Raw genomic sequence first — 22,068 nt, forward strand, 5'->3', positions numbered from 1 at the left:
TGCTTGTTTCCCCGTTCTCCTCTGTTCCGTTATGTTGTCATTTCTGAAGAAAAACCCCTACCTGCTGGCCCTGCTGCTGCTCACGATGGCCTGCTCCCAGCAGCGCCCCGCCGACGCCCAGACCCTGAGCCGCTCCACTGCCGGCGGCTTGCCCACGGCTGCACAGGCGAAGGGCCTGGCCGTAGCCACCTTTGCGGGCGGCTGCTTCTGGTGCACCGAAGAAGTATTTGAGGAGCTGAAAGGCGTGCAGTACGTGGTGTCGGGCTACGCAGGTGGCAAAGAGGCCAACCCCACCTACGAGCAGGTAGGCAGCGGCCGCACCGGCCACGCCGAGAGCTTCCAGGTGTATTACAACCCCAGCCAGATCAGCTACCAGCAGCTGCTCGACGTGTTTTTCCTGGCCGGCCACGACCCGACTACCCTCAACCGCCAGGGTCCTGATGCCGGCGCGCAGTACCGCTCGGTGGCCTTCTACCGCACCGCGCAGGAAAAGCAGCTTATTGAGGCCACCATCAAGCGCGTGAATGCCTCGAAGCACTATCCCAACCCCATCGTGACGCAGGTTACGGCCTTCACTAAGTTCTGGCCCGCCGAAGACTACCATCAGGGTTACTTTCGCCTGCACGGCGACAACCCGTACGTGCAGTCGGTATCGGTGCCCAAAGTGCAGAAGTTCCGCAAGGCCTTCCCGCAGCTGTTGAAGAATCCGTTATAGTCTCATTGCCTGCCTGAATAGGCCTGCCGCAGCGGCCGTATACAGCGTATGCGGCCGCTGTTGGCTTCCGGGCCTCTGCTTGGCAATAGATGAATGGCTATATTCTATTAGTGACTGTATCTTGCGCCTTCGCTCCGCTTGCTCTCCCTTCCACACCTATGCTTTGGTCTGATACCACCGAAACCGCCGCCGCCCGCACGCTGATGCGGGATTTGCAGCCAGTGCCCATGCTGGATGCGCTGCCGCACCTGGCGTGGCTCTCCACGCCCGATGGCACCGTTATCCATTGCAACCGGCGGTGGCACAGTTACACCGGTGCCCCGGCCGATGCCCTGGCCGATGGCGGCTTCGTGGACTACCTGCACCCCGACGACCGGGCCGAAGCCGCCGATGCGCAGCTGCGCCACCTGCCCAACCGCAAAACCATGGAGCTGCACCTGCGCTGGCGGGGCCACGACGGCCGCTACCGCTGGTACCTCGACCGGGTGGTGCCGCTGTACGGGCACGATGCCAAGCTGCTGGGCTGGCTGGGCACTTCCACCGACATCGACGAGCAGAAACGCGCCGAAATTCAGGAGCGCCGCGGCCGGGAGCTGTTTGAGCTGATGGCCCGCGCCACCAACGACCTGATGTGGGACTGGGACATGACCTCGGGGCGTATGTGGTACAGCGAGGCCTTCTGGCAGCTGGTGGGCTACCCACCCCGCCCCGACACCGAAACGGTGGCCTTCTGGCTGAGCCTGATTCATCCGGACGACCTGGAGCGGGTGCAGAACGGCGTGCAAGACGACCTGACCACCAGCGCCAAGCTGCTGGAATCGGAGTTTCGCCTGCGCCGCTCCGACGGCCACTACCTCACCATCCAGGACCGCGCCTGCGTGATTCATGATGCGGCCGGCCTGCCGGTGCGGATGGTAGGCGCCATGCGCGACGTGACCGAAGAAGCCGCACTGCGCGAACAGTAGCCCCCTTAACCGGCACCCTGGTGCAGAATGGCGGGCGCTCCGTATTTTCGGGCTCATCCTGAAGGTTTCCGCTGCCCATGCCGTTTCCCGCTCCTGCTTCCAAGCTGCCCGACATCGGGACCAGCATCTTCTCTGTCATGACGCAACTGGCCCAGGAGTGCGGGGCCATCAATCTGGCGCAGGGCTTCCCCGACTATGACCCGCCGCTCCCGCTGCAGCAGGCACTGGCCCGCCACGCCACCACGGCCAGCCACCACCAGTACGCGCCCATGCCGGGGCTGCCGCGCCTGCGCGAGGCCATTGCCCGCAAAACCACCCGCGTCTACGGCATTGCTGCTCCCGACCCGGCCACCGAAATCACCGTTACCTGTGGCGCTACGGAGGCGCTGTACGCGGTGCTGGCGGCCGTAGTGCATCCCGGCGACGAAGTGCTGGTGCTGGAACCGGCCTACGACCTCTACGGCCCGGCTATCCGGCTGCAGGGCGGCGTGCCGGTGTACGTGCCCCTGCCAGCCCCCTACTTTCGCCCCGACTGGGACCAGGTGCGGGCGGCCTTCTCGCCCCGCACCCGGCTGATTATGCTCAACTCGCCCCACAATCCCAGCGGGGCCGTGCTGACGACCACCGACCTCGATACGCTGGCAACTCTGCTGCGCGACACTTCCACTATGCTGCTCAGCGACGAGGTGTATGAGCACATGGTGTTCGACGGGGAGCCGCACCGGAGCGCCCTGCAGCACCCCGAGCTGCGGGAACGGGCCTTTGTGCTGTCGTCGTTTGGCAAAACCTACCATGCCACGGGCTGGAAAATGGGCTACTGCATCGCGCCGCCGGCCCTTACGGCCGAAGTGCGCCGGGTGCACCAGTTTCTCACGTTTGCCGTGAGCACGCCCACCCAGCACGCCCTGGCCGACGCCCTGGAAACCGACCACCTTCACGACCAGCAGCTGCCCGCTTTCTACCAGCACAAGCGCGACCTGTTCCGGGAATTGCTGGCCGATTCGAACTTCGAGCTGCTGCCCGTGCCCGGCGGCTACTTCCAGCTGGCGCGCTACTCGCGTATTTCCGCGCTGCCTGATGTGGAGTTTGCCCGGCACCTCACCCGGGAGGCCGGGGTGGCCGTGGTACCGGTATCGGCCTTCTACCATAACGGCCACGATGCCGGCCTGATTCGCTTCTGCTTCGCCAAACAGGAGGCTACGCTGCGGGCGGCCGCCGAACGGCTGCGGGCGTTGTAGGCAGAGAAGTTTGCCTGATTTTTACTCTACTGCCCCTGCTGCAATCTGCCGCAGGGGCTTTTTCGTATGTAGCCGAGTACCATCTTCTTGCGCACAGGCTGGATATTGGGTAAAGCAAAAACATTATTATATATTTCATATTATTTAATTTCAGCCTGAGCCACTGGTATGCACTTGCCGGCCGCCCCGCCGCTTTGCGTTCTACTACACACCCATTGCACCGCTCCCTATGCCCGACCTAACCGTTTCCTTTATCCAAACTTCGCTGCAATGGCACGATCCGGCCGCTAACTGGAAAGAGCTGCAACGGCACATCGACGAAATTTCGGTGGCTACCGACCTGATTGTGCTGCCGGAAATGTTCACGACCGGCTTCAGCATGGATGCCAAGCATCTGGCCGAAACAATGGACGGCCCCACGGTGGTCTGGATGCGACGGCTGGCCGCCGCCCGCAACGCCGTGATTACCGGCAGTATTATTATCCGCGACGAGGCCAACCAGTACTACAACCGCCTGCTGTGGGTACGCCCCGACGGCAGCCTGAGCTACTACAACAAGCGCCATCTGTTCTCGATGGCCGGCGAACACACGGTATACACTTCCGGCAATGAGCGTCTGATAGAGGAATGGCGCGGCTGGCGCATCTGCCCGCTGGTATGCTACGACCTGCGCTTCCCGGTATGGAGCCGCAACCCCATGCACGAGCCCTACGACCTGTTGCTGTACGTAGCCAACTGGCCCGCCTCGCGCCGCACCGCCTGGATGACGCTGTTGCGGGCCCGCGCCATGGAAAACCTGGCCTATACTATGGGCGTGAACTGCGTGGGCATTGATGGCAACAGCCTGGCCTACGCCGGCGACTCGGCGCTGCTGGACATGCGGGGCGAATATCTGGTGGAAGTCGGCAACCAGGAAACCGGCATCACCCGCACGCTGCGCCGCGCCGATCTGGAGGCTTTCCGGGAGCGTTTCCCTGCCCTGCAGGACGCCGACCCCTTCGAGCTGCTCCAGCCGTCAACTGAGATAGAGCAGCGTTAGGGCAGCACTTTCGTCAAACTGCACCCGTACCCAAGCATAAAGCCCTCCGGCAGCAGAGTTACTCTGGCGCCGGAGGGCTTTGTGCCTGGGTATGGGTGATGAGAAGCAGGTGTGCGTCGTTCCCACGACACCTTACCCAAGCTATTCGCTTACAACCAGCCGCTGCACGCCCAGCTGGCCATCCGGCGTCTCACAGCGCACTACGTACACGCCGACGGCCAGCCCGCGCAAATCCAGCTGGTGGCGGCGGCTGGGCACGGCCACGGTGCGCACGGTGCGGCCGGTGAGGTCGAGTAGCGTGAGGCGGGCCGGGCGGGCGGTTTCAACGGTTGTGGCGGCGGCGGCCGGATTGGGGTACACGCTCAGCGGCAGAGTCTGCGCGGCGGCGGGCCGGGTGCTCAGCACCCGGTTGCGGGTGCCCGCCGCCAGCACGCCCCCGGCCTCCGTCCCGATAAACAGCTCGGGACTGCCATCTGCATTCACATCAGCGGCGGCTAGGGCGAAGTGGTTGGGCGTATGTGCGCCGAGGTAGCCATCGTCGTAGCGGCCCAGGGCGGCGTTGTAGAACAGGCTGGACCGGTCAATGAAAATGCCGGATTGGGCCCGCAGGTTGGCAAACAGCCGAACCTGGCCGCTGGCGTCCACGGTCAGCAGGTCGGGCGTCCCGTCGCCGTCGAAGTCGGCCACCACTGGCGAGAGATTGGCAGGGCGCGCGCCCGTGGCGGTGCGCAGCTGGCCGAAGTCGGCATTGGCCAGCACGAAAGCCGTTTCGGGCGTGGCGCTGCCGCTGTTGCGGTAGTAACGCAGGGCCTGGCCGGGCATATCGGAGCGGGTGGAATTGGTGGCGTAGAGCAGATCGAGGAATCCGTCGTTGTCTACGTCGAAGAAGGTGGCGTTGTCATCGAGGGCGTTGGGCAGGTTGCTGATCAGGCGCAGGTCGTTGGTATTGAAGCTGGCGGGCTGGCCGGCCAGGGCGCGGTTAGGGTAGTAGCCTACAAACCCCCGGCGCCCCACGGCCGTGTAGCCGGCGCACACCAGGTCGGGCGCGCCGTCGCGGTTGAGGTCAGCCACCGTGGGCCGCAACGCCCCAAACTTACGGGCCGATAAGCCCAGGAAATCCTCCGTGATGAGCTGATAGACGGGCCGGGCCGCAGTGCCAGTATTGCGGTAGTGCGCCACCGAGGCCACCAGCGGGCTGGCCGGTGTCAGGCGCTTCACTCCGGCCACCAGCAGATCCAGCCGGCCGTCGGCGTCCACGTCCAGGAAAGCGGGCGCGGCCTGCGAGCTAGCTTCCAGCATATCCTGCTGCAGAAAGCCGGTCTGGCGCGGCTGCAGGTTGTAGGCCGGGCCAGTGCCGATGTTCTCATAAAGCAACACCGTGCGGCGCGTGTCCACACTGTCGAGGTTGTCGAACAGATTGGGCGCGGCCAGCAGATCGGGACGGCCATCGAAGGTCAGGTCTACCACGTAGCCGGCCGGGAAAAACGGAATCCGGATAGGGGCGGCGGTAGTGGGGAAGTTGGCGTTGGCTGCCGTCATCCGGGCAAGCTGGGGCGTGCCCTCGTTCAGGGTGGAAACCAGCTCGGGGCAGTAGTCGCGGCCCATCAAGGCATCCTGGTCGCCGTCGCCATCCAGGTCGAGAACCGTGAAGCTGCTGCTGGACGAATGCTGCGGCCGGGCCTCGCGGCATAGCACCGGCGTGGCACTGAACACATACGAGCCACACTCGCCAAGGCAGTTGCGAATGTTGCCCCAGGCATCCGTCGCCTGCCGGAACGCCAGCCCTCCGCAGGCATCGGTGGCCGTGTTCTGGTAGTGATACACCGAACGGTTGGTATCCCAGTCCACCACCAGAATATCGAGGCGGCCGTCGCCGTCCACATCGGCAATGGCGGGCATGTTGGTGCCGGTGTTGATGTTGACCGTGATGCTGCTGCCCGGTAGCGCGGCCCGGATCTGGGGCGTCACGAGTTGAAACGACGGCAGCCCGGCGGCGCCGGCCACGTTGCGGAACACGCGGATGTCGGCGCCGTTTTCGGCGGAGGTGAACAAGTCGGGGCGGCCGTCGCAGTCGTAGTCGCGCAGCAGAGCCCAGTTGAGCAGGCCGGCCGGAAACAGCGTCGCCAGCTCGGGCGCGTACTGCCAGCGGCGGGAGCCACCGGGCGCGGCGGCGTTGCGGTAGGTGAGCACCCGGCGCGTGCGGCGGTCGAAGATGAACAAATCCTGCCGGCCGTCGGCGTCGAGGTCGATGCCCGAAAACTGAGGCGAGTCGAGGCCACCGGCCCAAGCGTTGCGGAGCGTGTCGGCGCCCTGCACTACCTTTGCCACCTCCCGAAACTCAAAGCCAAAAGCCGTATTTTGCGCAGTTGCCCGGGTAGCCGAACCGGCCCAGCCAAAGCTCGTCAGCACCGCAGTAGCGAGAATAAACCGTCGAAACATAGAAATACCTTTTTTCTTGTAAGACACGAAAAGCAAGCTCCAAGTTACCACAAACCCCATGGAAGATATTGAGGCGCTCTACGACCGGTTTCGCGCCTGCACGGCCGTCAGTACCGACTCGCGGCAGCCGCAGAACGGGACCCTGTTTTTCGCCCTGAACGGCCCCAGCTTCCGCGGGGCCGACTTCGCCCCGCAGGCCATAGCGCAGGGCGCCCGCCACGCCGTCACGGACGACGCCACGCTGGCGGCGCAAAACCCCGAGCACTACACCTACGCCCCCGATCCGCTACTGGCTTTGCAGGCACTGGCCCGGCACCACCGCCGCCAGCTCATCATTCCGGTGCTGGCCATCACGGGCTCGAATGGCAAAACCACCACCAAGGAGCTGGTGCACGCCGTGCTAAGCCGCCGCTACAAAGTGCAGTACACGCGCGGCAACCTCAACAACCACATCGGGGTGCCGCTCACGCTGCTCAGCATCCGTAGCGGCGAGCATGAATTGGCCATTGTGGAGATGGGCGCCAACCACCAGGGCGAAATTGCGCTGCTCTGCGAGCTGGCCGAGCCCACCCACGGCCTCATCACCAATATCGGCAAGGCCCACCTGGAAGGATTTGGCGGGCAGGAAGGTATCCTGAAGGGCAAGTCGGAGCTGTTCCGGTTTCTGGCCAAAGTAGGCGGCACGGCTTTCGTCAACACCCTCGACCACCGCCTCGCCGGCCTCGCCGACCTGGTGCCCGGCCACGTCACGTACCCCGGCCCCACCGACACCTACCCGGCCACCCTGCTCAGCGCCGCCCCGCAGGTCGTGCTGCGCCTCGCCGACGGCACCATCGCCGAAGCTCACATCACCGGCGACTACAACTTCCCGAACTTGGCCGCCGCTGCCGCCGTGGGCGCTTATTTTGAGGTACCGACCCAAGAAGTGGCCGCCGCGCTGGCCGCCTACGCACCCACCAACAACCGCTCGCAGCTGGTGCAGACCGGCCGCAACGAAGTGGTGCTGGACGCCTACAACGCCAACCCCAGCAGCATGGCTGCCGCTCTGCGCAGCTTTGCCAACCGCCCCGGTGTGTCGAATGCGGCCAAAGTGGTGATTCTGGGAGACATGTTTGAGCTGGGCGACGAGAGTTCACGCGAGCATCAGGCCCTGGGCCACCTGCTGGCCGAGCTGCCCCTGGGCACCGTCGTGCTCATCGGCCCCGATATGGCCCGCGCCGCTGCCGTCGATCCGTCGTTCCGCTACTTCGCCACCAAGCCCGAGGCGGCCAGCTGGCTGCAGCAACAGCCGCTGCAGGGCCGCCAGATTCTCATCAAAGGCTCCCGCGGCATGGGCCTGGAAAGCCTGCTGGACATGGTGTAGCTGTCATTGCGAGCAAAGCGAAGCAATCCTTCCTCTCGCAGCAGACACTTTCCTTAATAAAAAAGCCCTCCGGCAGTAGTGTAGTACACTAACGCCAGAGGGCTTTGCATTCAGGGTTGCTTTGCTTGCTGAGAGGAAGGATTGCTTCGCTTTGCTCGCAATGACAGTTAAAATGGAGAGTTGAACTCGGCCAGCGTGGGAAGCACTTGGTCTTTGGCGGAGATGGTGGGGTTCTGCACGCCCCAGTTGATGCCCAGCGTGGGGTCGTTCCAGAGCAGGCCGCCTTCCGATTCGGGGGCGTAGTAGTTGGTGCACTTATACAGGAACAGCGTGTTGTCTTCTAGGGCCGTGAAGCCGTGCGCGAAGCCTACGGGCACGTACAGCATGTTGAAGCGCTCCGAATCCAGCTCTATCGACAGATGCTGACCGTAAGTGGGCGAGTCGCGGCGGATATCCACTATCACATCGAGTGCGCGGCCGCTGGCTACGCGCACCAGCTTGGCCTGGGCGAAGGGCGGCTTCTGGAAGTGCAGACCCCGCACCACGCCCCGGTCGGAGCGCGACTGGTTGTCCTGCACCCACTCGCCGCTGATGCCGGCTTCGGCCAGCCGCCGCTCACTGAACGACTCGAAAAAGGCGCCTCGGACATCCCCGAATACGCGCGGCAGGATTTCCACTGCCCCGGCAATATCAAAATACTTAAACTCCATATAACAGCTGCTAGTGGCCGGTTCCGCCGAATTTCGGGCCGCAAGTTAGGCAGATTTTGCGGGGGCCAAACGGCCTTGTGGTTACCGTTTTCCTACGGCGGCTACTTCGCGCAGGTACTTGTCCAGCACTATCCGCTCGTCGAACTTGGTTTCGGCGAGGTGGCGGCCGGCGCGGCCCATCTGCTCCAGCTCAGCGGCGGGCAGGCGCAGAATCTGCAGCATCTTGGCGGCCAGGTCGGCGGCGTTGCGCACCTCACAGAGCAGGCCGTTCTGGCCATCCACTACGGTTTCGCGGCAGCCGGGCACGTCCGTCGTGACGATGGGCTTGGCCATGGCGGCGGCTTCGAGCAGGGTTTTGGGCGTGCCTTCGCGGTAGCTGGGCAGCACCACGCAGTCGGCCTCCCGGATCTGGGCGGCCACATTGTCGGAGGTGCCCAGGTACTCGACGTGGCCGGCTTTCAACCACTGCTCAAACACGGCGCGCTTCACGCCCACGCCGCCGCTTTCATCCACGCCGCCTAGTAGCTGCACCCGCGTGCCGGGCACGGCTTCGCGCACCAGACGGGCGGCCTCAAAGTATTCTTCCACGCCCTTTTCGTAGAGCACGCGCGCAATCATCAGGAACACGAAAGGCGTGTTGCGCCGGAACGTGGCGGCGGGCTGGAACTTGTCGGTGGCCACGCCGGAGCCGGGCAGCAGGTCGGTAATGGCGGGCTGCACCAGTTGGTGCTGCAGAAACAGCTGCCGGTCGTCGTCGTTCTGGAAAAACACCTTGCGCGGAAACCGGAACGCGAAGCGGTAGAGGCCCAGCGCCACCTGGCTCACCAGGTTTTTCACGATAAACACCGTGCCCAGGCCACTCACGTTGTTCACGCTCGGGATGCCGGCCAGCTTGGCGGCCAGCGTGCCGTAGATGTTGGGCTTGATGGTGTAATGCAGCACCACATCGGGCTTTTCGCGCTTATAGATGGTGTAGAAGCTGCGCGTAAGCAGGGCATCCTTCACGGGGTTGGTGCCCTTGTTTTCCATCAGAATGGGTACGTAGCGGCAGCCCAGCTCGGTTTCGAGACGCTCGGAGTAGGCATCGGGCGGGGCAATGGCCAGCACCTCGTGCCCGGCGTCCTGCAGGGCCTTTACCAGGCTGCGGCGGAAGTTCCAGATGTTCCAGCTTGTATTGATGACCAGGGCAACGCGCATTCTTCGGGGTAACAGGTGAGGGGCAAACAGACCGGGCGGGCCGGCAAAGGTACCAAACGCCCGGCCGGCCTATACGAGCCCAAACTTTTTTCGGCTGTTGGCACTTGCTTCGCCCCGCCCCGCCGACCACTAGCAGTTGCCGGCACCCGTATCTTTGCCGCTCCTCCTGACCGTTCTCCCTGATGCTGAATATCGTTTTGTGGCGGCTGCACGCCGTCGTGGTGGTGCTGACGCTGTTGTTTTTCCTCTACAAGCTGGTGCTGCTGCTCACGGGCCGCCAGGAGCAACTGCGCCGCCTGCGCGCCCGCACCCGCTGGGCCGACAGCCTGCTGCTGGGTGCCGGCCTGCTCACGTTTGCGGCCGCCTACCTCACGTACACGGGTCCCAAAATACCGTGGGCCTGGGTCAGGGCAGTGTTCTTAACGATTATTGCCCTGAGCTTTGTCCGGGCACTACGGCAAGAGCGCCGGGGGGCAGCCCGCCTCTTCCTGCTGGGCTTGGTAGTCAGCTACGGCCTTCATACGTACAGCGCGCTCGTCATTCAGGGGCCGCAGCAGCCCAACGTGCTACGGCAGGCGCTGCTGGGAGAAGCGCCTAATGCGGTGGCCTTGTCGGGCACTATACCCACCGCCGCCGGCCTGCCCGAAACCACCGCCACCCCTGATGCCGATGCACCCGTAGAAAACGCCCCGGCTGGCCTGTCCGACGCCGACGCGGCCGCCATTGCCGACGCCACTTCCGATGAGCCGGCAGCCACGCCCAGCCCGGAACTGGCCGCCGGGCAGGCCCTGTTTGCCAAGAACTGCGTAGTATGCCACGGGCCCGACGGCCAGCGCGGCCTCAACGGCGCCCACGACCTCACCAAAAGCAACCTCAACACCGCCGGCCGCGTGTACCTAGTCACGAACGGCCTGGGCAAGATGCCGGCCTTCCAGGGCAAGCTCACCGACGCCCAGATTCAGCAGGTGGTAGCCTACTCGCTTACGCTGCGCTAAACCTTCGGCCGCGCCACCTGCTTTTTACACACTCGCCCCCTCCCACTCTCTTCCTCTGACTATATGGCCAAAGAAGCTAAACGCCGCCAGAACAGCACCCGCCACCCCGGCGCCGTCGACAGCGCCAAGGGCCGCGCCGGCCGCATTCTGGCCAAAGGCAACAAAGACGCCACCTACGAAACCTCCCTGGAGCAGGAAACCGCCGTGCTGGTGGCCGTGCCCGACAAGCGCCAGGCCGACGCCCGCACCCAGGAATACCTCGACGAACTGGCCTTCCTGGCCGAAACGGCCGGCGTCACGGTTACGCGCCGCTTCGTGCAGCGCCTCGACAAGCCCGACATCCGCACGTTTGTGGGCGAAGGCAAGCTCGAAGAAATCAAGGCCTACGTGCAGCACAGCAACACCAACGTGGTCATCTTCGACGACGACCTCTCGCCCTCGCAGCTGCGCAACCTGGAGGCCGAGCTGAAGGTGAAAATCGTGGACCGCTCGCTGCTCATCATCGACATCTTTGCCCGCCGGGCCAAGTCCGCCACGGCGCGCACGCAGGTGGAGCTGGCGCAGTATCAGTACCTGCTCCCCCGCCTCACCGGCCTCTGGACTCACCTGGACAAACAGCGTGGCGGTGGCGTAAGCCAGCGGGGCCCGGGGGAAACGGAAATCGAGACGGACCGCCGCGTAGTGCGGGAGCGGATCGACTTCCTGAAAGAGAAGCTCAAAGACCTCGACAAGCAGAGCCACACCCAGCGCAAAAGCCGCGGCGGCGTGGTGCGGGCGGCGCTGGTGGGCTACACCAACGTGGGCAAAAGCACCATCATGAACCTGCTGAGCCGCTCCGACGTGTTTGCCGAAAACAAGCTGTTTGCCACCGTCGACTCTACGGTGCGCAAAATCGTGTTCGACAATGTGCCGTTTCTGCTTTCCGACACCGTGGGATTCATCCGCAAGCTGCCCACCCGCCTGATTGAGAGCTTCAAGAGCACGCTCGACGAAATCCGGGAAGCCGACCTGCTGATTCACGTCGTGGACATCTCGCACCCCACCTTCGAGGAGCAGATGGAGGTGGTGAATGCCACGCTCAAGGACATCGAGGCCGCCGACAAACCCATGCTGCTCGTCTTCAACAAGATTGACCAGTACCGTGCCGACGCCCCCGCCGACGCCGTGCCCGACTTCGAGGGCATGAACCTCGACGAGGACCTGCCCGTGCGCCCCTCGCTGGCGCAGTTGCAGGATACCTACATGGCCAAGCTCCACGACCCGGTGATTTTCATTTCGGCGCAGGAGCGCGAAAACATTGAGGAGCTGCGGGCCCTCATCACGCGGCACGTGCGCGAGATTCACATGGCCCGCTACCCTAATTTTGTTCCCGGCTTCAGCGTGGAAGAATAACGTTTCCGCTACGCCGCATGCTTAGCCCTGGCCCTCTGGCCAGGGCTTTTTTTGTGCCGACTGGTGAAGCAGGACTGGCCCGCCCGGCACTGGTTTACCGGGCATCCGTTTTTCCATCATCACAAATTATCATACTTTTTATTGAATATTTTTCAATAAATTACTTCCATTGCCGCTCCCACAACCAATCAAACCAGAGAAATGAAGAAAAACATCTACTCACTCGCACTTGCCTTCTTAGGTCTGACTACCGCCGCTTTCGGGCAGGAACTCCGCCTGGGCAATGCTGAATTGTCTCCGGCGCTGCCCGGCCGCTCCTGCGCTGCCATGGAGGTGCTGGCAGCCCAGATGCAGGCCGACCCCAGCCTGGCCCAGCGCATGGCCAACGTAGAAGCCCAAACCCGGGCCTTTGAGGTGTCGCCGGTGTTCAGCCGCGCCACGGCGGGCGTAGTTAGCATTCCGGTAGTGGTGCACGTGGTGTACAAGACGGCGGCTGAAAACGTGTCTGCCACGCAGATTCAGGCTCAGATTGACGTACTGAATAAGGACTTCGCCAAGATGAATGCCGATGCCAGCCTGGTGCCGGCAGCCTTCGCCGGCCTGGCGGCTAACACCAACATTCAGTTTGTGCTGGCCAAGCGCGACCCCAACGGCAACGCCACCACCGGCATCATCCGCAAGCTCACCAAAACCACTTCCTTCAGCAGCAACGATGCCGTGAAGAACGCCAAGCGTGGCGGCGACAATGCCTGGCCGGCCAGCTCCTACCTCAACCTGTGGGTGTGCAACCTAGGCCAGGGCCTACTCGGCTACGCCCAGTTCCCGGGCGGCGCAGCCAGCACCGACGGCGTCGTGATTCTGTATTCGTCGCTGCCCGGCGGCACCTCGCGCCCTTACGACAAAGGCCGCACGGCCACGCACGAAGTAGGCCACTGGCTGAACCTGCGCCACATCTGGGGTGATGCCAGCTGCGGCAACGACCTGGTGAGCGACACGCCCACCCAGCAGGCAGCCAACTACGGCTGCCCCAGCTACCCCAAGGTGTCGTGCTCCAACCAAGGCGACATGAGCATGAACTACATGGACTACACCGACGACGCCTGCATGTACATGTTCTCTACCGGCCAGAGCACCCGCATGAACGCCCTGTTCGCGGCAGGCGGTGCCCGCGCCTCGCTGGTTACGTCGTTGGGCGGTACGGCCCTGCGCCAGTCGGCTGCTACGGCCGAAGCCCAGAGCAAGGTGCGCCTGTTCCCGAACCCGGTGGCACAGACGCTGAACGTGTCGGTGCCGGCTGAGCAGTTTGGCAACTGGAGCGTGAAAGTATTCGACCTGCGCGGCTACGAAATGAAGCAGGCAAGCTACGACAACCAAGGACACATTGGCGTGGCCGGCCTGCCCCAGGGCCTCTACCAGGCCGTTCTGACCGACGGCACCCAGACGATTCGCCAGCGTTTCGAGAAAGAATAGCGTAATTAGCGCTGCTTCCGCCAGGTGTTGCAGCGCCCCGGCAGCATAGCCCTTCCGATTTCCATTTGCTCACCAGCCCGAAAAGCCCGCCTTATGGCGGGCTTTTCCTTTTTCCGGCCCACCCACCGGCCTCTGCAGCTGTCACATACTCATAATGCAAAAACAAACGCTTGTTCGGCTTTGCCGCTTCAGTATTTCTCTTAGCCAGAGTAGCACTGCAAGGGCATTTTCGGGGATTATTTGAAATACGGAAGATGAAACGCTTAATATTTTGACATATTTTCAATAAGTTAGCCGAACCGTTCCCTTTTCCACAACCAAACTCATTTTCTGATGAAAAAAAACCTTTACGCAGTCCTGCTGGCTGCCCTGGGGCTGAGCCTCAGCACCGAAGCAGTAGCACAGCGCCAGTGCGCCTCCATGGAGGTGCTGGAGCGCCAGATGGCCTCCGACCCCGGCATGGCCCAGCGCATGCAGAACATTGAAAACGTAACGCGCCAGCTGGAGGCCAACCCGGTAGCGCAGCGGGGCACGGCCCTGCTCGGTACCATTCCGGTGGTAGTACACGTGATTTACAGCAACGCCAACGAGAACATCTCCGACGCGCAGATTGCCTCGCAGATTGCGGTGCTGAACGAAGACTTCCGCAAGCTTAACTCCGACGTGAGCAAGACGCCAGCCGCCTTTGCCGGCCTCGCCGCCGACGCCGGCCTGCAGTTTGTGCTGGCCAAGCGCGACCCCAACGGCAACGCCACCACCGGCATCGAGCGTAAATCGAGCACGAAAACCACCTGGGGCACCGCCGATGCCATGAAGAGCACCGCCACCGGCGGCCTCAACGCCTGGCCGGCCAGCCAGTACATGAACATCTGGGTATGCAACATCGGCGGCGGCATTCTGGGCTACGCGCAGTTCCCGGGCGGCGCGGCCAGCACCGACGGCGTGGTTATCGGCCCGAACTACTTTGGCCGCACCGGCTACCTGTCGGCCCCGTTCAACCTGGGCCGCACGGCCACGCACGAAGTAGGCCACTATCTGAACCTGCGCCACATTTGGGGTGACGCCAACTGCGGCAGTGACTTGGTGAGCGACACGCCCACCCAGCAGGCCGACAACTCCGGCTGCCCGGTGTTTCCGCGCCGCACCTGCGGCAATACCACCAACGGCGACATGTTCATGAACTACATGGACTACACCGACGACGCCTGCATGTATATGTTCTCCACCGGCCAGAGCACCCGCATGAACGCCCTGTTCGGCAGCGGCGGCAGCCGGGCTTCGCTGCTCACCTCGCTGGGCGGCACGGCTCCCAGCGGCGGCGGCGGCACCACGCCTCCTCCCACCACCGTTACGTACTGCGCCAGCAAGGGCACCAGCGTGGCGTATGAGTTCATCGACTACGTGAAGCTGGGCACCATTGCCCGCACCTCGGGCGCTGACGCCGGCTACTACAACGGCACCGCCTTGAGCACCACCCTGGCCGCCGGCTCTGCCCAGACCATCAGCTACAGTGCCGGCTTCGCGGGCACGGCCTACACCGAGTACTTCAAGGTGTACATCGACTACAACCAGAACGGCCTGTTCACCGACGCTGGCGAGCTGGTGGTGAATGCGGCCGGTAGCTCTTCGACTGCCACACGCACCAGCACCTTCACGGTGCCTACCACCGCTAAGTCCGGCAGCACCCGCATGCGTGTGGTGATGAGCGACGCCTCAGCTACCACCAGCTGCAACAGCTACAGCTACGGCGAAACCGAAGACTACACCGTCACCATCTCGGGCGGCACGGCCCGCACCTCGGCCCGCCTGGCTTCCACCGACTACAGCGTGTACCCGAACCCCGCTACCAGCGTGCTCAACATTGCCCTGCCCGCCGACCGTGACTTGAGCGCCGTAAGCGTGAAAGTATACGACGTACGCGGCGCCGAGCAGCGCCAGGCCACCTACAGCCCCGAAGGCCAGCTCGACGTATCGGGCCTGAGCAAAGGCGTGTACATGGTCACCATCACCGATGGCCAGCAGGTGTCGCACCAGCGCTTCGTGAAAGAGTAACACTTGAGTTGCTGGTTGTCAGTTATCAGTAATTCTTGTGGATTGCCTGACAACTGACAACCAGCAACTGAAAACCAATACCTGCCAACAAAAAACGGCCGCTCCTGCAGGAGCGGCCGTTTTTTGTTGGCAGGTTGCCGGGTGCTACTTCTGGAAGCGCTGCGTCAGGACGGAGGTGGCAGTCTGCACCTGGAGCAGGTACCAGTTGCCCGCCGGCAGCGGAGTGGTGTCGAGGTGGAAGCGAGCGGTGGAGGTTTCCAGGGAGCGTTGTTCCTGGTACACCACCCGGCCTGTGGCATCGAGCACGCGCAAGGTGAGCGGGCCGCTGGCGGCTGCGGGCAGCAACAACGTCAGGCGCGGGCCGGCCGGATTGGGGTATAGCGTCAGGCTACCTGCCTTGGCACCGGTCACCACCTCCACGGGACTGTAGCTGCCTTGGCCATCCGTATCAATCTGGTGCAAACGGTAGTAGGTGGTAGCGGCCAGTGGCTCCGTATCGAGGAAGCTGTAGCTGCGGCGCTGACTGGTGGTGCCGGCCGCGGCCACGCGCCCCAGGTTTTCGAAGACACGGCCATCGGCGCTACGCTGGATATCGAAGTAAGCGCTGCTCTTTTCTGAGGCAGTTTCCCAGTTCAGGCGAACCTGGCCAGCTTGGCGTACCGCCACAAAGCGCACCAGTTCCACGGGCAGCGGCGTAAGCACCACCGTGGGCGTAGACGCGCAGGCCGTAGCCGGATTGTAGTTGATCTGCACAGCATTACCACGCGCCAGCAACCCCACTGCGTACGAGTTGACCAGCTTTCCATCACCAGCATTTGAAAACCAGCGGTGGCTGGTGGCGGGGGTATTGCTACCGATAGGATTGATCAGCGGGGTAGAAAAGCCCGGCAAGAGTAGCGAGTCGTTCCAGAAGATGAAGTCGGCGGCTCCCTGCGTGCCGGGGCGCACGTCCTGCACCGAAATGCCGGTGGTGGGCGCCTGCTCGCAGTCCCAGATGGGGAAGTTGACGGGCCCGACCCCGCTAGAGAACGTCACGCTCAGCGTGGTCTGGCTCATAGCTACGCCGCTGTCGGTTTTGCCATCCCAAGTGAATGTGTTGTTGCCAATCACGGTGGGCTTCTCCAGCACCCGGTCTTTGGTCCGGTCGTACTGCCCGTCGGCATCCCCATCAATAAACACTACCCCAAAGCCCGCCTGATCGACGGTGAGCGTGAAGGTGGTGACGCCGCCCGAGCAGGCAGTCGTGACGGTAGGATTGGTGGGCCGGGGGCTGGTGAGGTAGATGGCCGGGTCGGGGTCGTTGACGAATAGCTTGTATTCGGCGTAGCCCAGATTGGTGGTCTGGCTTTTGCGCTTGTCCTTGAAGTTGCCGGGAGCCGTGGTGCCGGCGCTGTTGGCCACCAGAATCACGCCAAAGGGCTGAATACCGGCGTAGCTTACGCGCTTCACAAAGTAGCTGTCGGCGAAATTCGGGTTAGGAATCAGCGGATACAGCGCAAACGACGACGACAGGGCATTGGGACCGGCAGCGGCCGTAAACGACCAATGCTGCGAGTACAGGCGGCCGGACTTTTCACCGGTGGCATCGCGCACGGTGAAATCCCAGAGGTCGTACCAGGCCTTGTTTTGCGTGGTTGCTACAGCCCCGGTGGCCGTTACTTCCATAAACTCCACCCAGAAATCCTGGTCGGCGCCGGTGGTATTGGTGTAGCTGAGCGGATTGTAGCCAGTGGTAGGGCCGCCCGTGTAGTTGGGGCCGGCGGCAGCCTGTTCGGGCGTGGCAATCACGCCAGGCCCAGCGGCTAGGTTAGGCTGTTCCTGCGCGGTCGGGGCCGGGCTGATGGGCTCCAGGAAGTTGGTATTCACCACCACCTGCGGGTTGGTAATGGACGCGTACTTGAGCTGCAGGCGTAGCCGGCCCACGTTGCCGCCGGTAGCCTCATTCGTACGCACACGCCGCACGCCGTAGTACAGCGTTTCGCCGGCTTTCACCCGGATATAGAGACGCTGATTTTCTGGCGAGTTTTCCTTCAGGAAGTACCGGGAGTTGGAGTTGGCCGCGTTGACGGCTCCGTCGTTATGCTGCAGATAGCCGATGTAGTTGTTGGTGCCGGTGGCCATGCCACGCGTGCCAGTGCCGGGTGTCAGATTTTTAGAGCCCTCGGCGTGTGCCAACAGCACTCCCGTTACTGCTACTGCCAGGGCTACTGCCCGGCGGCAACTATTTGTAAAACGTACACGCATAAGACCTTCGAGAAAAAAGCGTGAGAAAAAAAGCTAATGTAAATCCCGAGCCGAGAAATTTTGTCTCAGAACGATTCACCTTACAAACATAGCCGGTCCAAGCCGCACAAGCAGCGGCATTTCCATAAGGCTGACCATTTTCCAGTTGAAACACTGCCGATTAGCGTTCAATCAAGCGTAGACCCGGTATCTTGCGGCATCCTGCGCACAACCTTTTGCTGACACCCAGGGTAAGAGGCGTGCTTTCTGCTAACTGCTGGCTTATGAAAATCTTGTACCTGATGCGCCACGCTAAATCCAGCTGGAGCTTCGACGACCTTTCCGACGAGCAGCGCCCCCTCAACGAGCGGGGCCGCACCGACGCCCCGCGCATGGGGCAGGCCCTGGCCGAGCGCAACATCAAGCTGGATCTGCTGCTGGCTTCCACGGCCGTACGCTCCCTCACTACGGCTGCGCTGGTAGCCAAGGAGCTCGAGTATCAGCACGACAAAATTGTGGTGCGGCCCGACATCTACCACGCCGACCCGATGACGCTGCTGCGGGTGGTGCGCGAGTCGCCGGACGAAGCGCAAAGCGTGCTGCTGGTGGGCCACAACCCCGGCATTACGGAGCTGGCCAACCTGCTTTCACCCAGCCCGCTGAGTGAGGAGATGCCCACGGCCGCCATTGTGTGCCTGCACTTTCAGGTGGAGCGCTGGGCCGAGGCCGACACCCAGAATGCCGAGTTCTATTTCTTCGACTGCCCGCGGGATTCGAATTGAATTAAAAATTGATGCAAGGTCGTCATGCAGAGGCGGAGCCGAAGCATCTCGCGTGCTGATGTTTCCCTGCTAACCCAACGTCAGCAGGCGAGATGCTTCGGCTCTGCTTGATGCGCAGAATGCTCTGCATGACGCTCTTACTTGACCTTCCCCCCTCCTCCTCATGGAAAAGACCGAAAAGAAGCCGGCAACGGCGAAACCTGAACTGCTGAACCGGGAGCTGAGCTGGCTGGCTTTCAACCGCCGCGTGCTGCAGGAAGCCCAGAACCCGCAGGTGCCCCTGCTGGAGCGCCTCAAGTTCATGGCCATTTTCAGCTCCAACCTCGACGAGTATTTCAAGGTGCGGGTGGCCACGCTGCGGCGCCTGGTGAAGCTCAAGAAAAAAACTCGCGCCAAGCTGGGCGAAGACCCGGCCGGGCAGCTCAAAGACCTGCTCGAAGAGGTGGGCCGCCAGCAGCAGGAGTTCGGCGAAACCTTCCGCAACAGCCTGCTGCCCGCTCTGCGCGAGCAGCACATTCACCTGGTGTCGGAGCATGATCTGAGCGAGGAGCAGCAACAGTGGGTGCAGCAGTATTTCGAGCAGAACGTGCAGGACTTGCTTTCGCCCGTGATTCTGGACGAGAACCTGCACCACCTGTTCCTGAAAGACCAGACCGTGTACCTCACCTTCCACCTCACGGAGCCCGAGGCTAGCGGCAAAAAGAAAAAGCACACCGAAGACGAGCGGGTGATGGTGATGGAGCTGCCCACCAAGCGCCACGGCGGCCGCTTCGTACAGCTGCCCGCCATCGGCGACGAGCGGTACGTGATGTTCCTCGACGACGTGATTCGGTGCTGCGCGCATACGCTGTTCCCCAAGTTCGGGAAGGTGCAGGTGCACGCCGTGAAACTCTCCCGCGACGCGGAGCTCGACATTCAGGAAGAGGTGTCAGGCAACCTGATGCTCAAGATCAAGAGCAGCCTGCAGAAGCGCGAAACCGGCTACCCCGCCCGCCTGCTCTACGACCCGGCCATGCCCAAAGCCGTGCTGAAGGCCATGATGCAGAAAACCGGCATCGGCAAAGACGAGCTGGTGGAAGGCAGCCGATACCACAACTTCCGCGACTTCTTCGGCTTCCCCGACCTGGGCCTCTCGCACCTCGTGTACGAGCCGCACCCGCCGCTGCCGCACCCCACGCTGCCGCGTACCGGCAAGATGCTGCCCGCCATTGCCCAGCGCGACCATCTGCTCAACCTGCCCTACCAGTCGTTCGACTACGTGACGCGCCTGATTACCGAGGCCGCCCAGGATCCGCAGGTCAGCGGCATCAGCATCACGCTCTACCGCGTGTCCAGCAAGAGCGAGGTGGCCAAGGCCCTGCTGAAAGCCGTGAAAAACGGCAAGCAGGTGACGGTGGTAGTGGAACTGAAAGCCCGCTTCGACGAGGAAAGCAACATGTACTGGGCGGAAAAGCTGCAGAAGGCCGGCGCCAACGTCATCTATGGCATCCCCGACCTGAAAGTGCACAGTAAGCTGCTGCTCATCACGCGCGCCGAGGAAGGCCAGAACCGCCTCTACGCCTACCTGAGCACCGGCAATTTCAACGAGGTAACCAGCAACATCTACGCCGACCACGGCCTGTTCACCGCCGACCCGCGCCTGACCAGCGAGGTGGGCGAGGTGTTCCGCTACTTCAATGACCGCCTCGACAAAACCGGGCAGTTCGAGCACCTGCTGGTAGCGCCTTTCGAGCTACGCGAGAAGCTCAACGCCCTCATCGATGCCGAAATAGCGCGGGCCCGCAAGGGCGAGGACGCCTACATCATTCTGAAGCTGAACGCCCTGCAGGACGAGCGCATGATCCTGAAGCTCTACGAAGCCAGCGCGGCCGGTGTGCGGGTGGAGCTGCTGATCCGGGGTATCTCGTGCTTGGTTCCGGGCCGGGCGGGCCAGAGCGAAAACATCACCCAGCGCGGCATCGTGGACCGCTACCTCGAGCACGCCCGCCTCTACGTGTTCGGCAACGGCGGCGACGAGAAGCTGTACGTGGCTTCCTCCGACTGGATGGCCCGCAACCTCGACCGCCGCGTGGAAGTGGCCTTCCCCATTCTGCAGGCCGACCTGCGGGCGGAGGTACGCCACATCCTGGATCTGCAGCGCCAGGACAGCGTGAAGTCCCGCGACTGGCAGAACAACTTTGTAGGCCCCACCACCGAGGTGGCCGCCAACGCTACCGCCGTGCGCGCCCAGTTCGATACCTACGCCTGGCTGAAGAAGAACAGCCGCCGCCGCAAAACCGCGTAGCAGGCGTGTGACAGCCTAGAGCGTCACACCCAGAACGTCATGCAGAGCGGAGCGAAGCATCTCGCCAGTGTGGTAAAATCACTACACTAGCGAGATGCTTCGCTCCGCTCTGCATGACGTTCTGGTGTTCCATCGTAACGCCCGGCAAACCGGCTCTTCACACGGAAGTAACACAGGAACAGTACCTTTGCTGTGCGGGCGGCAACAACCAATGCCGCCCGCATCAGGTAAAAGACCCTGCCGGTCAGCCCATCAGGGGCGTGGCAGGCGGGTTTCCGTTCCACATTTTTCACTTCCACACCATGCTATATTCCACTACCTCCCCCACGAGCGCCGTCCTCACCCCTACTTACCACGAGTTGAAAGTATGGCCCGCCTGCTTTGCGGCCGTACTCGATGGCCGCAAAGCCTTCGACGTGCGCTTCAACGACCGGGACTACCAGATCGGCGATGCGGTGCTGCTGCGCGAGTATGAGCCCGAGAGCGAACAGTACAGCGGCCGAAGTACCGAGCGCTGGATCAGCTATCTGATGCAGGGCGGCGCGTTCGGCCTCGAAAACGGCTGGTGTGTGCTGGGCTTGGCCGAGCACCCGCCCCTGCCGGCCGGCGTCAGCGACACCCGCCTCTGGTAGCGGCCACTGATTCTTGTGTTCCTGCGCCTTCTGCCAGCCGGTAGGAGGCGTTTTTTTGTCTCCCCTAGTCCCCTGCGTTGCAGGCAGTAACCCGACTAACCAACTGTCGTATAGGGGGCCTATGACTTTCTCCGCCAACCTCCAGCTACACTACCGCCCCGACCTGGGCATGCTCACGGCCCGTTGGCTGGGCGAGTCGGAGCTGGGGCAGCTGCAGCAGGAATATGGCGCCGTGCAGCAGGAGCTGGTGGCACACGGCACCCGCCGCCTGCTCCTCGACATCCGGCGCCGCGACACGCCCAACGCTGCCGCCACGCAGTGGTTCAGCCAAGTGTGGCTGCCCGACCTCAAAGCCCGCATGGCCCCGGCCACGCTGCGGCTGGCCTACCTGATTTCGCCGCTTCGGGCAGAGCAGCTCCGGGCCGATTCCGCCGCCGCGCTCAATCTGGAGCGGGCCGCCGCCGAGGGCCAGTCGCACGCGCTGGATCTGTTCTATGACGAAGGCGAAGCCGTACGCTGGCTGCTGGCCGACACGCTGGCCTGAAGCCGCTGGCTTCCGCCAACCGTTTCCG

17 protein-coding genes are annotated in these 22,068 nt (G+C 63.0%); 13 read left to right on the top strand and 4 right to left on the bottom strand.

Features of this window, described 5'->3' with window-relative positions; genetic code table 11:
* The first annotated feature begins 31 nt into the window (after positions 1 to 31).
* The 4 genes from msrA (at position 32) to O9Z63_RS15100 (ending at position 3,957) form a co-directional block, all read left to right on the top strand.
* Positions 32 to 715: a peptide-methionine (S)-S-oxide reductase MsrA gene (gene msrA / locus O9Z63_RS15085; protein ID WP_270126108.1), complete on the top strand. Its 684-nt coding sequence runs from the start codon at positions 32 to 34 to the stop codon at positions 713 to 715.
* A gap of 158 nt (positions 716 to 873) precedes the next feature.
* Complete coding sequence (locus O9Z63_RS15090; RefSeq protein ID WP_270126109.1) at positions 874 to 1,680, top strand: PAS domain-containing protein; 807 nt, start codon at positions 874 to 876, stop codon at positions 1,678 to 1,680.
* A 77-nt stretch (positions 1,681 to 1,757) separates the two neighbouring features.
* A complete protein-coding gene (locus tag O9Z63_RS15095) occupies positions 1,758 to 2,918 on the top strand; it encodes a methionine aminotransferase (RefSeq protein ID WP_270126110.1) in 1,161 nt (386 codons plus the stop codon).
* A 229-nt stretch (positions 2,919 to 3,147) separates the two neighbouring features.
* The gene (locus O9Z63_RS15100) at positions 3,148 to 3,957 is read left to right on the top strand and encodes an amidohydrolase (protein ID WP_270126111.1); all 810 of its coding nucleotides are present in this window, start codon (positions 3,148 to 3,150) and stop codon (positions 3,955 to 3,957) included.
* 141 nt (positions 3,958 to 4,098) lie between these two features.
* Here O9Z63_RS15100 and O9Z63_RS15105 read toward each other — a convergent pair whose 3' ends face one another.
* Positions 4,099 to 6,396, bottom strand: a complete 2,298-nt coding sequence (locus tag O9Z63_RS15105; RefSeq protein ID WP_270126112.1) for a T9SS type A sorting domain-containing protein — start codon at positions 6,394 to 6,396, stop codon at positions 4,099 to 4,101.
* Positions 6,397 to 6,454: 58 nt separating this feature from the next.
* On the opposite strand from O9Z63_RS15105, the gene O9Z63_RS15110 reads away from it, so the two are divergent.
* Positions 6,455 to 7,759, top strand: coding sequence for a UDP-N-acetylmuramoyl-tripeptide--D-alanyl-D-alanine ligase (locus O9Z63_RS15110; RefSeq protein ID WP_270126113.1), 1,305 nt, complete (start codon positions 6,455 to 6,457; stop codon positions 7,757 to 7,759).
* Positions 7,760 to 7,926: 167 nt separating this feature from the next.
* On the opposite strand, the gene rfbC is transcribed toward O9Z63_RS15110, so the two are convergent.
* Positions 7,927 to 8,469 (bottom strand): dTDP-4-dehydrorhamnose 3,5-epimerase, encoded by a 543-nt coding sequence (gene rfbC, locus O9Z63_RS15115; RefSeq protein WP_270126114.1) that lies wholly within the window; start codon positions 8,467 to 8,469, stop codon positions 7,927 to 7,929.
* 81 nt (positions 8,470 to 8,550) lie between these two features.
* Complete coding sequence (locus tag O9Z63_RS15120; RefSeq protein ID WP_270126115.1) at positions 8,551 to 9,666, bottom strand: glycosyltransferase family 4 protein; 1,116 nt, start codon at positions 9,664 to 9,666, stop codon at positions 8,551 to 8,553.
* 182 nt (positions 9,667 to 9,848) lie between these two features.
* On the opposite strand from O9Z63_RS15120, the gene O9Z63_RS15125 reads away from it, so the two are divergent.
* From O9Z63_RS15125 to O9Z63_RS15140, 4 genes are all read left to right on the top strand, one after another.
* Positions 9,849 to 10,661, top strand: coding sequence for a c-type cytochrome (locus O9Z63_RS15125; protein WP_270126116.1), 813 nt, complete (start codon positions 9,849 to 9,851; stop codon positions 10,659 to 10,661).
* A gap of 63 nt (positions 10,662 to 10,724) precedes the next feature.
* Complete coding sequence (hflX, locus tag O9Z63_RS15130; protein WP_270126117.1) at positions 10,725 to 12,053, top strand: GTPase HflX; 1,329 nt, start codon at positions 10,725 to 10,727, stop codon at positions 12,051 to 12,053.
* Between the two features lie 201 nt (positions 12,054 to 12,254).
* On the top strand, positions 12,255 to 13,523 hold the full coding sequence (locus tag O9Z63_RS15135) for a M43 family zinc metalloprotease (RefSeq protein WP_270126118.1): 1,269 nt from the start codon (positions 12,255 to 12,257) through the stop codon (positions 13,521 to 13,523).
* Positions 13,524 to 13,856: 333 nt separating this feature from the next.
* Entirely contained in the window at positions 13,857 to 15,575 is a 1,719-nt protein-coding gene (locus tag O9Z63_RS15140) for a GEVED domain-containing protein (protein ID WP_270126119.1), read from the top strand.
* 144 nt (positions 15,576 to 15,719) lie between these two features.
* Here the strand turns inward: O9Z63_RS15140 and O9Z63_RS15145 are convergent, their stop codons facing one another.
* Positions 15,720 to 17,750 (bottom strand): T9SS type A sorting domain-containing protein, encoded by a 2,031-nt coding sequence (locus O9Z63_RS15145; RefSeq protein ID WP_270126120.1) that lies wholly within the window; start codon positions 17,748 to 17,750, stop codon positions 15,720 to 15,722.
* A gap of 332 nt (positions 17,751 to 18,082) precedes the next feature.
* Between O9Z63_RS15145 and O9Z63_RS15150 the strand changes: the two genes are divergently transcribed.
* The 4 genes from O9Z63_RS15150 to O9Z63_RS15165 all read left to right on the top strand — a co-directional run bounded on the left by O9Z63_RS15150 (position 18,083) and on the right by O9Z63_RS15165 (position 22,040).
* Positions 18,083 to 18,580, top strand: a complete 498-nt coding sequence (locus O9Z63_RS15150) for a SixA phosphatase family protein (RefSeq protein ID WP_270126121.1) — start codon at positions 18,083 to 18,085, stop codon at positions 18,578 to 18,580.
* Between the two features lie 163 nt (positions 18,581 to 18,743).
* Complete coding sequence (ppk1, locus tag O9Z63_RS15155) at positions 18,744 to 20,864, top strand: polyphosphate kinase 1 (protein WP_270126123.1); 2,121 nt, start codon at positions 18,744 to 18,746, stop codon at positions 20,862 to 20,864.
* A gap of 302 nt (positions 20,865 to 21,166) precedes the next feature.
* Positions 21,167 to 21,496 (top strand): ASCH/PUA domain-containing protein, encoded by a 330-nt coding sequence (locus O9Z63_RS15160; protein ID WP_270126124.1) that lies wholly within the window; start codon positions 21,167 to 21,169, stop codon positions 21,494 to 21,496.
* A 121-nt stretch (positions 21,497 to 21,617) separates the two neighbouring features.
* Complete coding sequence (locus tag O9Z63_RS15165; protein ID WP_270126125.1) at positions 21,618 to 22,040, top strand: hypothetical protein; 423 nt, start codon at positions 21,618 to 21,620, stop codon at positions 22,038 to 22,040.
* Positions 22,041 to 22,068: the final 28 nt, after the last annotated feature.

Source organism: Hymenobacter yonginensis (assembly GCF_027625995.1).
Taxonomy (GTDB): domain Bacteria; phylum Bacteroidota; class Bacteroidia; order Cytophagales; family Hymenobacteraceae; genus Hymenobacter; species Hymenobacter yonginensis.

Bases quoted from the DNA above. Each gene is read 5' to 3' on its own strand.
- msrA (WP_270126108.1), top strand. From the start codon at position 32: ATGTTGTCATTTCTGAAGAAAAACCCCTACCTGCTGGCCCTGCTGCTG.
- O9Z63_RS15090 (WP_270126109.1), top strand. From the start codon at position 874: ATGCTTTGGTCTGATACCACCGAAACCGCCGCCGCCCGCACGCTGATG.
- O9Z63_RS15095 (WP_270126110.1), top strand. From the start codon at position 1,758: ATGCCGTTTCCCGCTCCTGCTTCCAAGCTGCCCGACATCGGGACCAGC.
- O9Z63_RS15100 (WP_270126111.1), top strand. From the start codon at position 3,148: ATGCCCGACCTAACCGTTTCCTTTATCCAAACTTCGCTGCAATGGCAC.
- O9Z63_RS15105 (WP_270126112.1), bottom strand. From the start codon at position 6,396: ATGTTTCGACGGTTTATTCTCGCTACTGCGGTGCTGACGAGCTTTGGC.
- O9Z63_RS15110 (WP_270126113.1), top strand. From the start codon at position 6,455: ATGGAAGATATTGAGGCGCTCTACGACCGGTTTCGCGCCTGCACGGCC.
- rfbC (WP_270126114.1), bottom strand. From the start codon at position 8,469: ATGGAGTTTAAGTATTTTGATATTGCCGGGGCAGTGGAAATCCTGCCG.
- O9Z63_RS15120 (WP_270126115.1), bottom strand. From the start codon at position 9,666: ATGCGCGTTGCCCTGGTCATCAATACAAGCTGGAACATCTGGAACTTC.
- O9Z63_RS15125 (WP_270126116.1), top strand. From the start codon at position 9,849: ATGCTGAATATCGTTTTGTGGCGGCTGCACGCCGTCGTGGTGGTGCTG.
- hflX (WP_270126117.1), top strand. From the start codon at position 10,725: ATGGCCAAAGAAGCTAAACGCCGCCAGAACAGCACCCGCCACCCCGGC.
- O9Z63_RS15135 (WP_270126118.1), top strand. From the start codon at position 12,255: ATGAAGAAAAACATCTACTCACTCGCACTTGCCTTCTTAGGTCTGACT.
- O9Z63_RS15140 (WP_270126119.1), top strand. From the start codon at position 13,857: ATGAAAAAAAACCTTTACGCAGTCCTGCTGGCTGCCCTGGGGCTGAGC.
- O9Z63_RS15150 (WP_270126121.1), top strand. From the start codon at position 18,083: ATGAAAATCTTGTACCTGATGCGCCACGCTAAATCCAGCTGGAGCTTC.
- ppk1 (WP_270126123.1), top strand. From the start codon at position 18,744: ATGGAAAAGACCGAAAAGAAGCCGGCAACGGCGAAACCTGAACTGCTG.
- O9Z63_RS15160 (WP_270126124.1), top strand. From the start codon at position 21,167: ATGCTATATTCCACTACCTCCCCCACGAGCGCCGTCCTCACCCCTACT.
- O9Z63_RS15165 (WP_270126125.1), top strand. From the start codon at position 21,618: ATGACTTTCTCCGCCAACCTCCAGCTACACTACCGCCCCGACCTGGGC.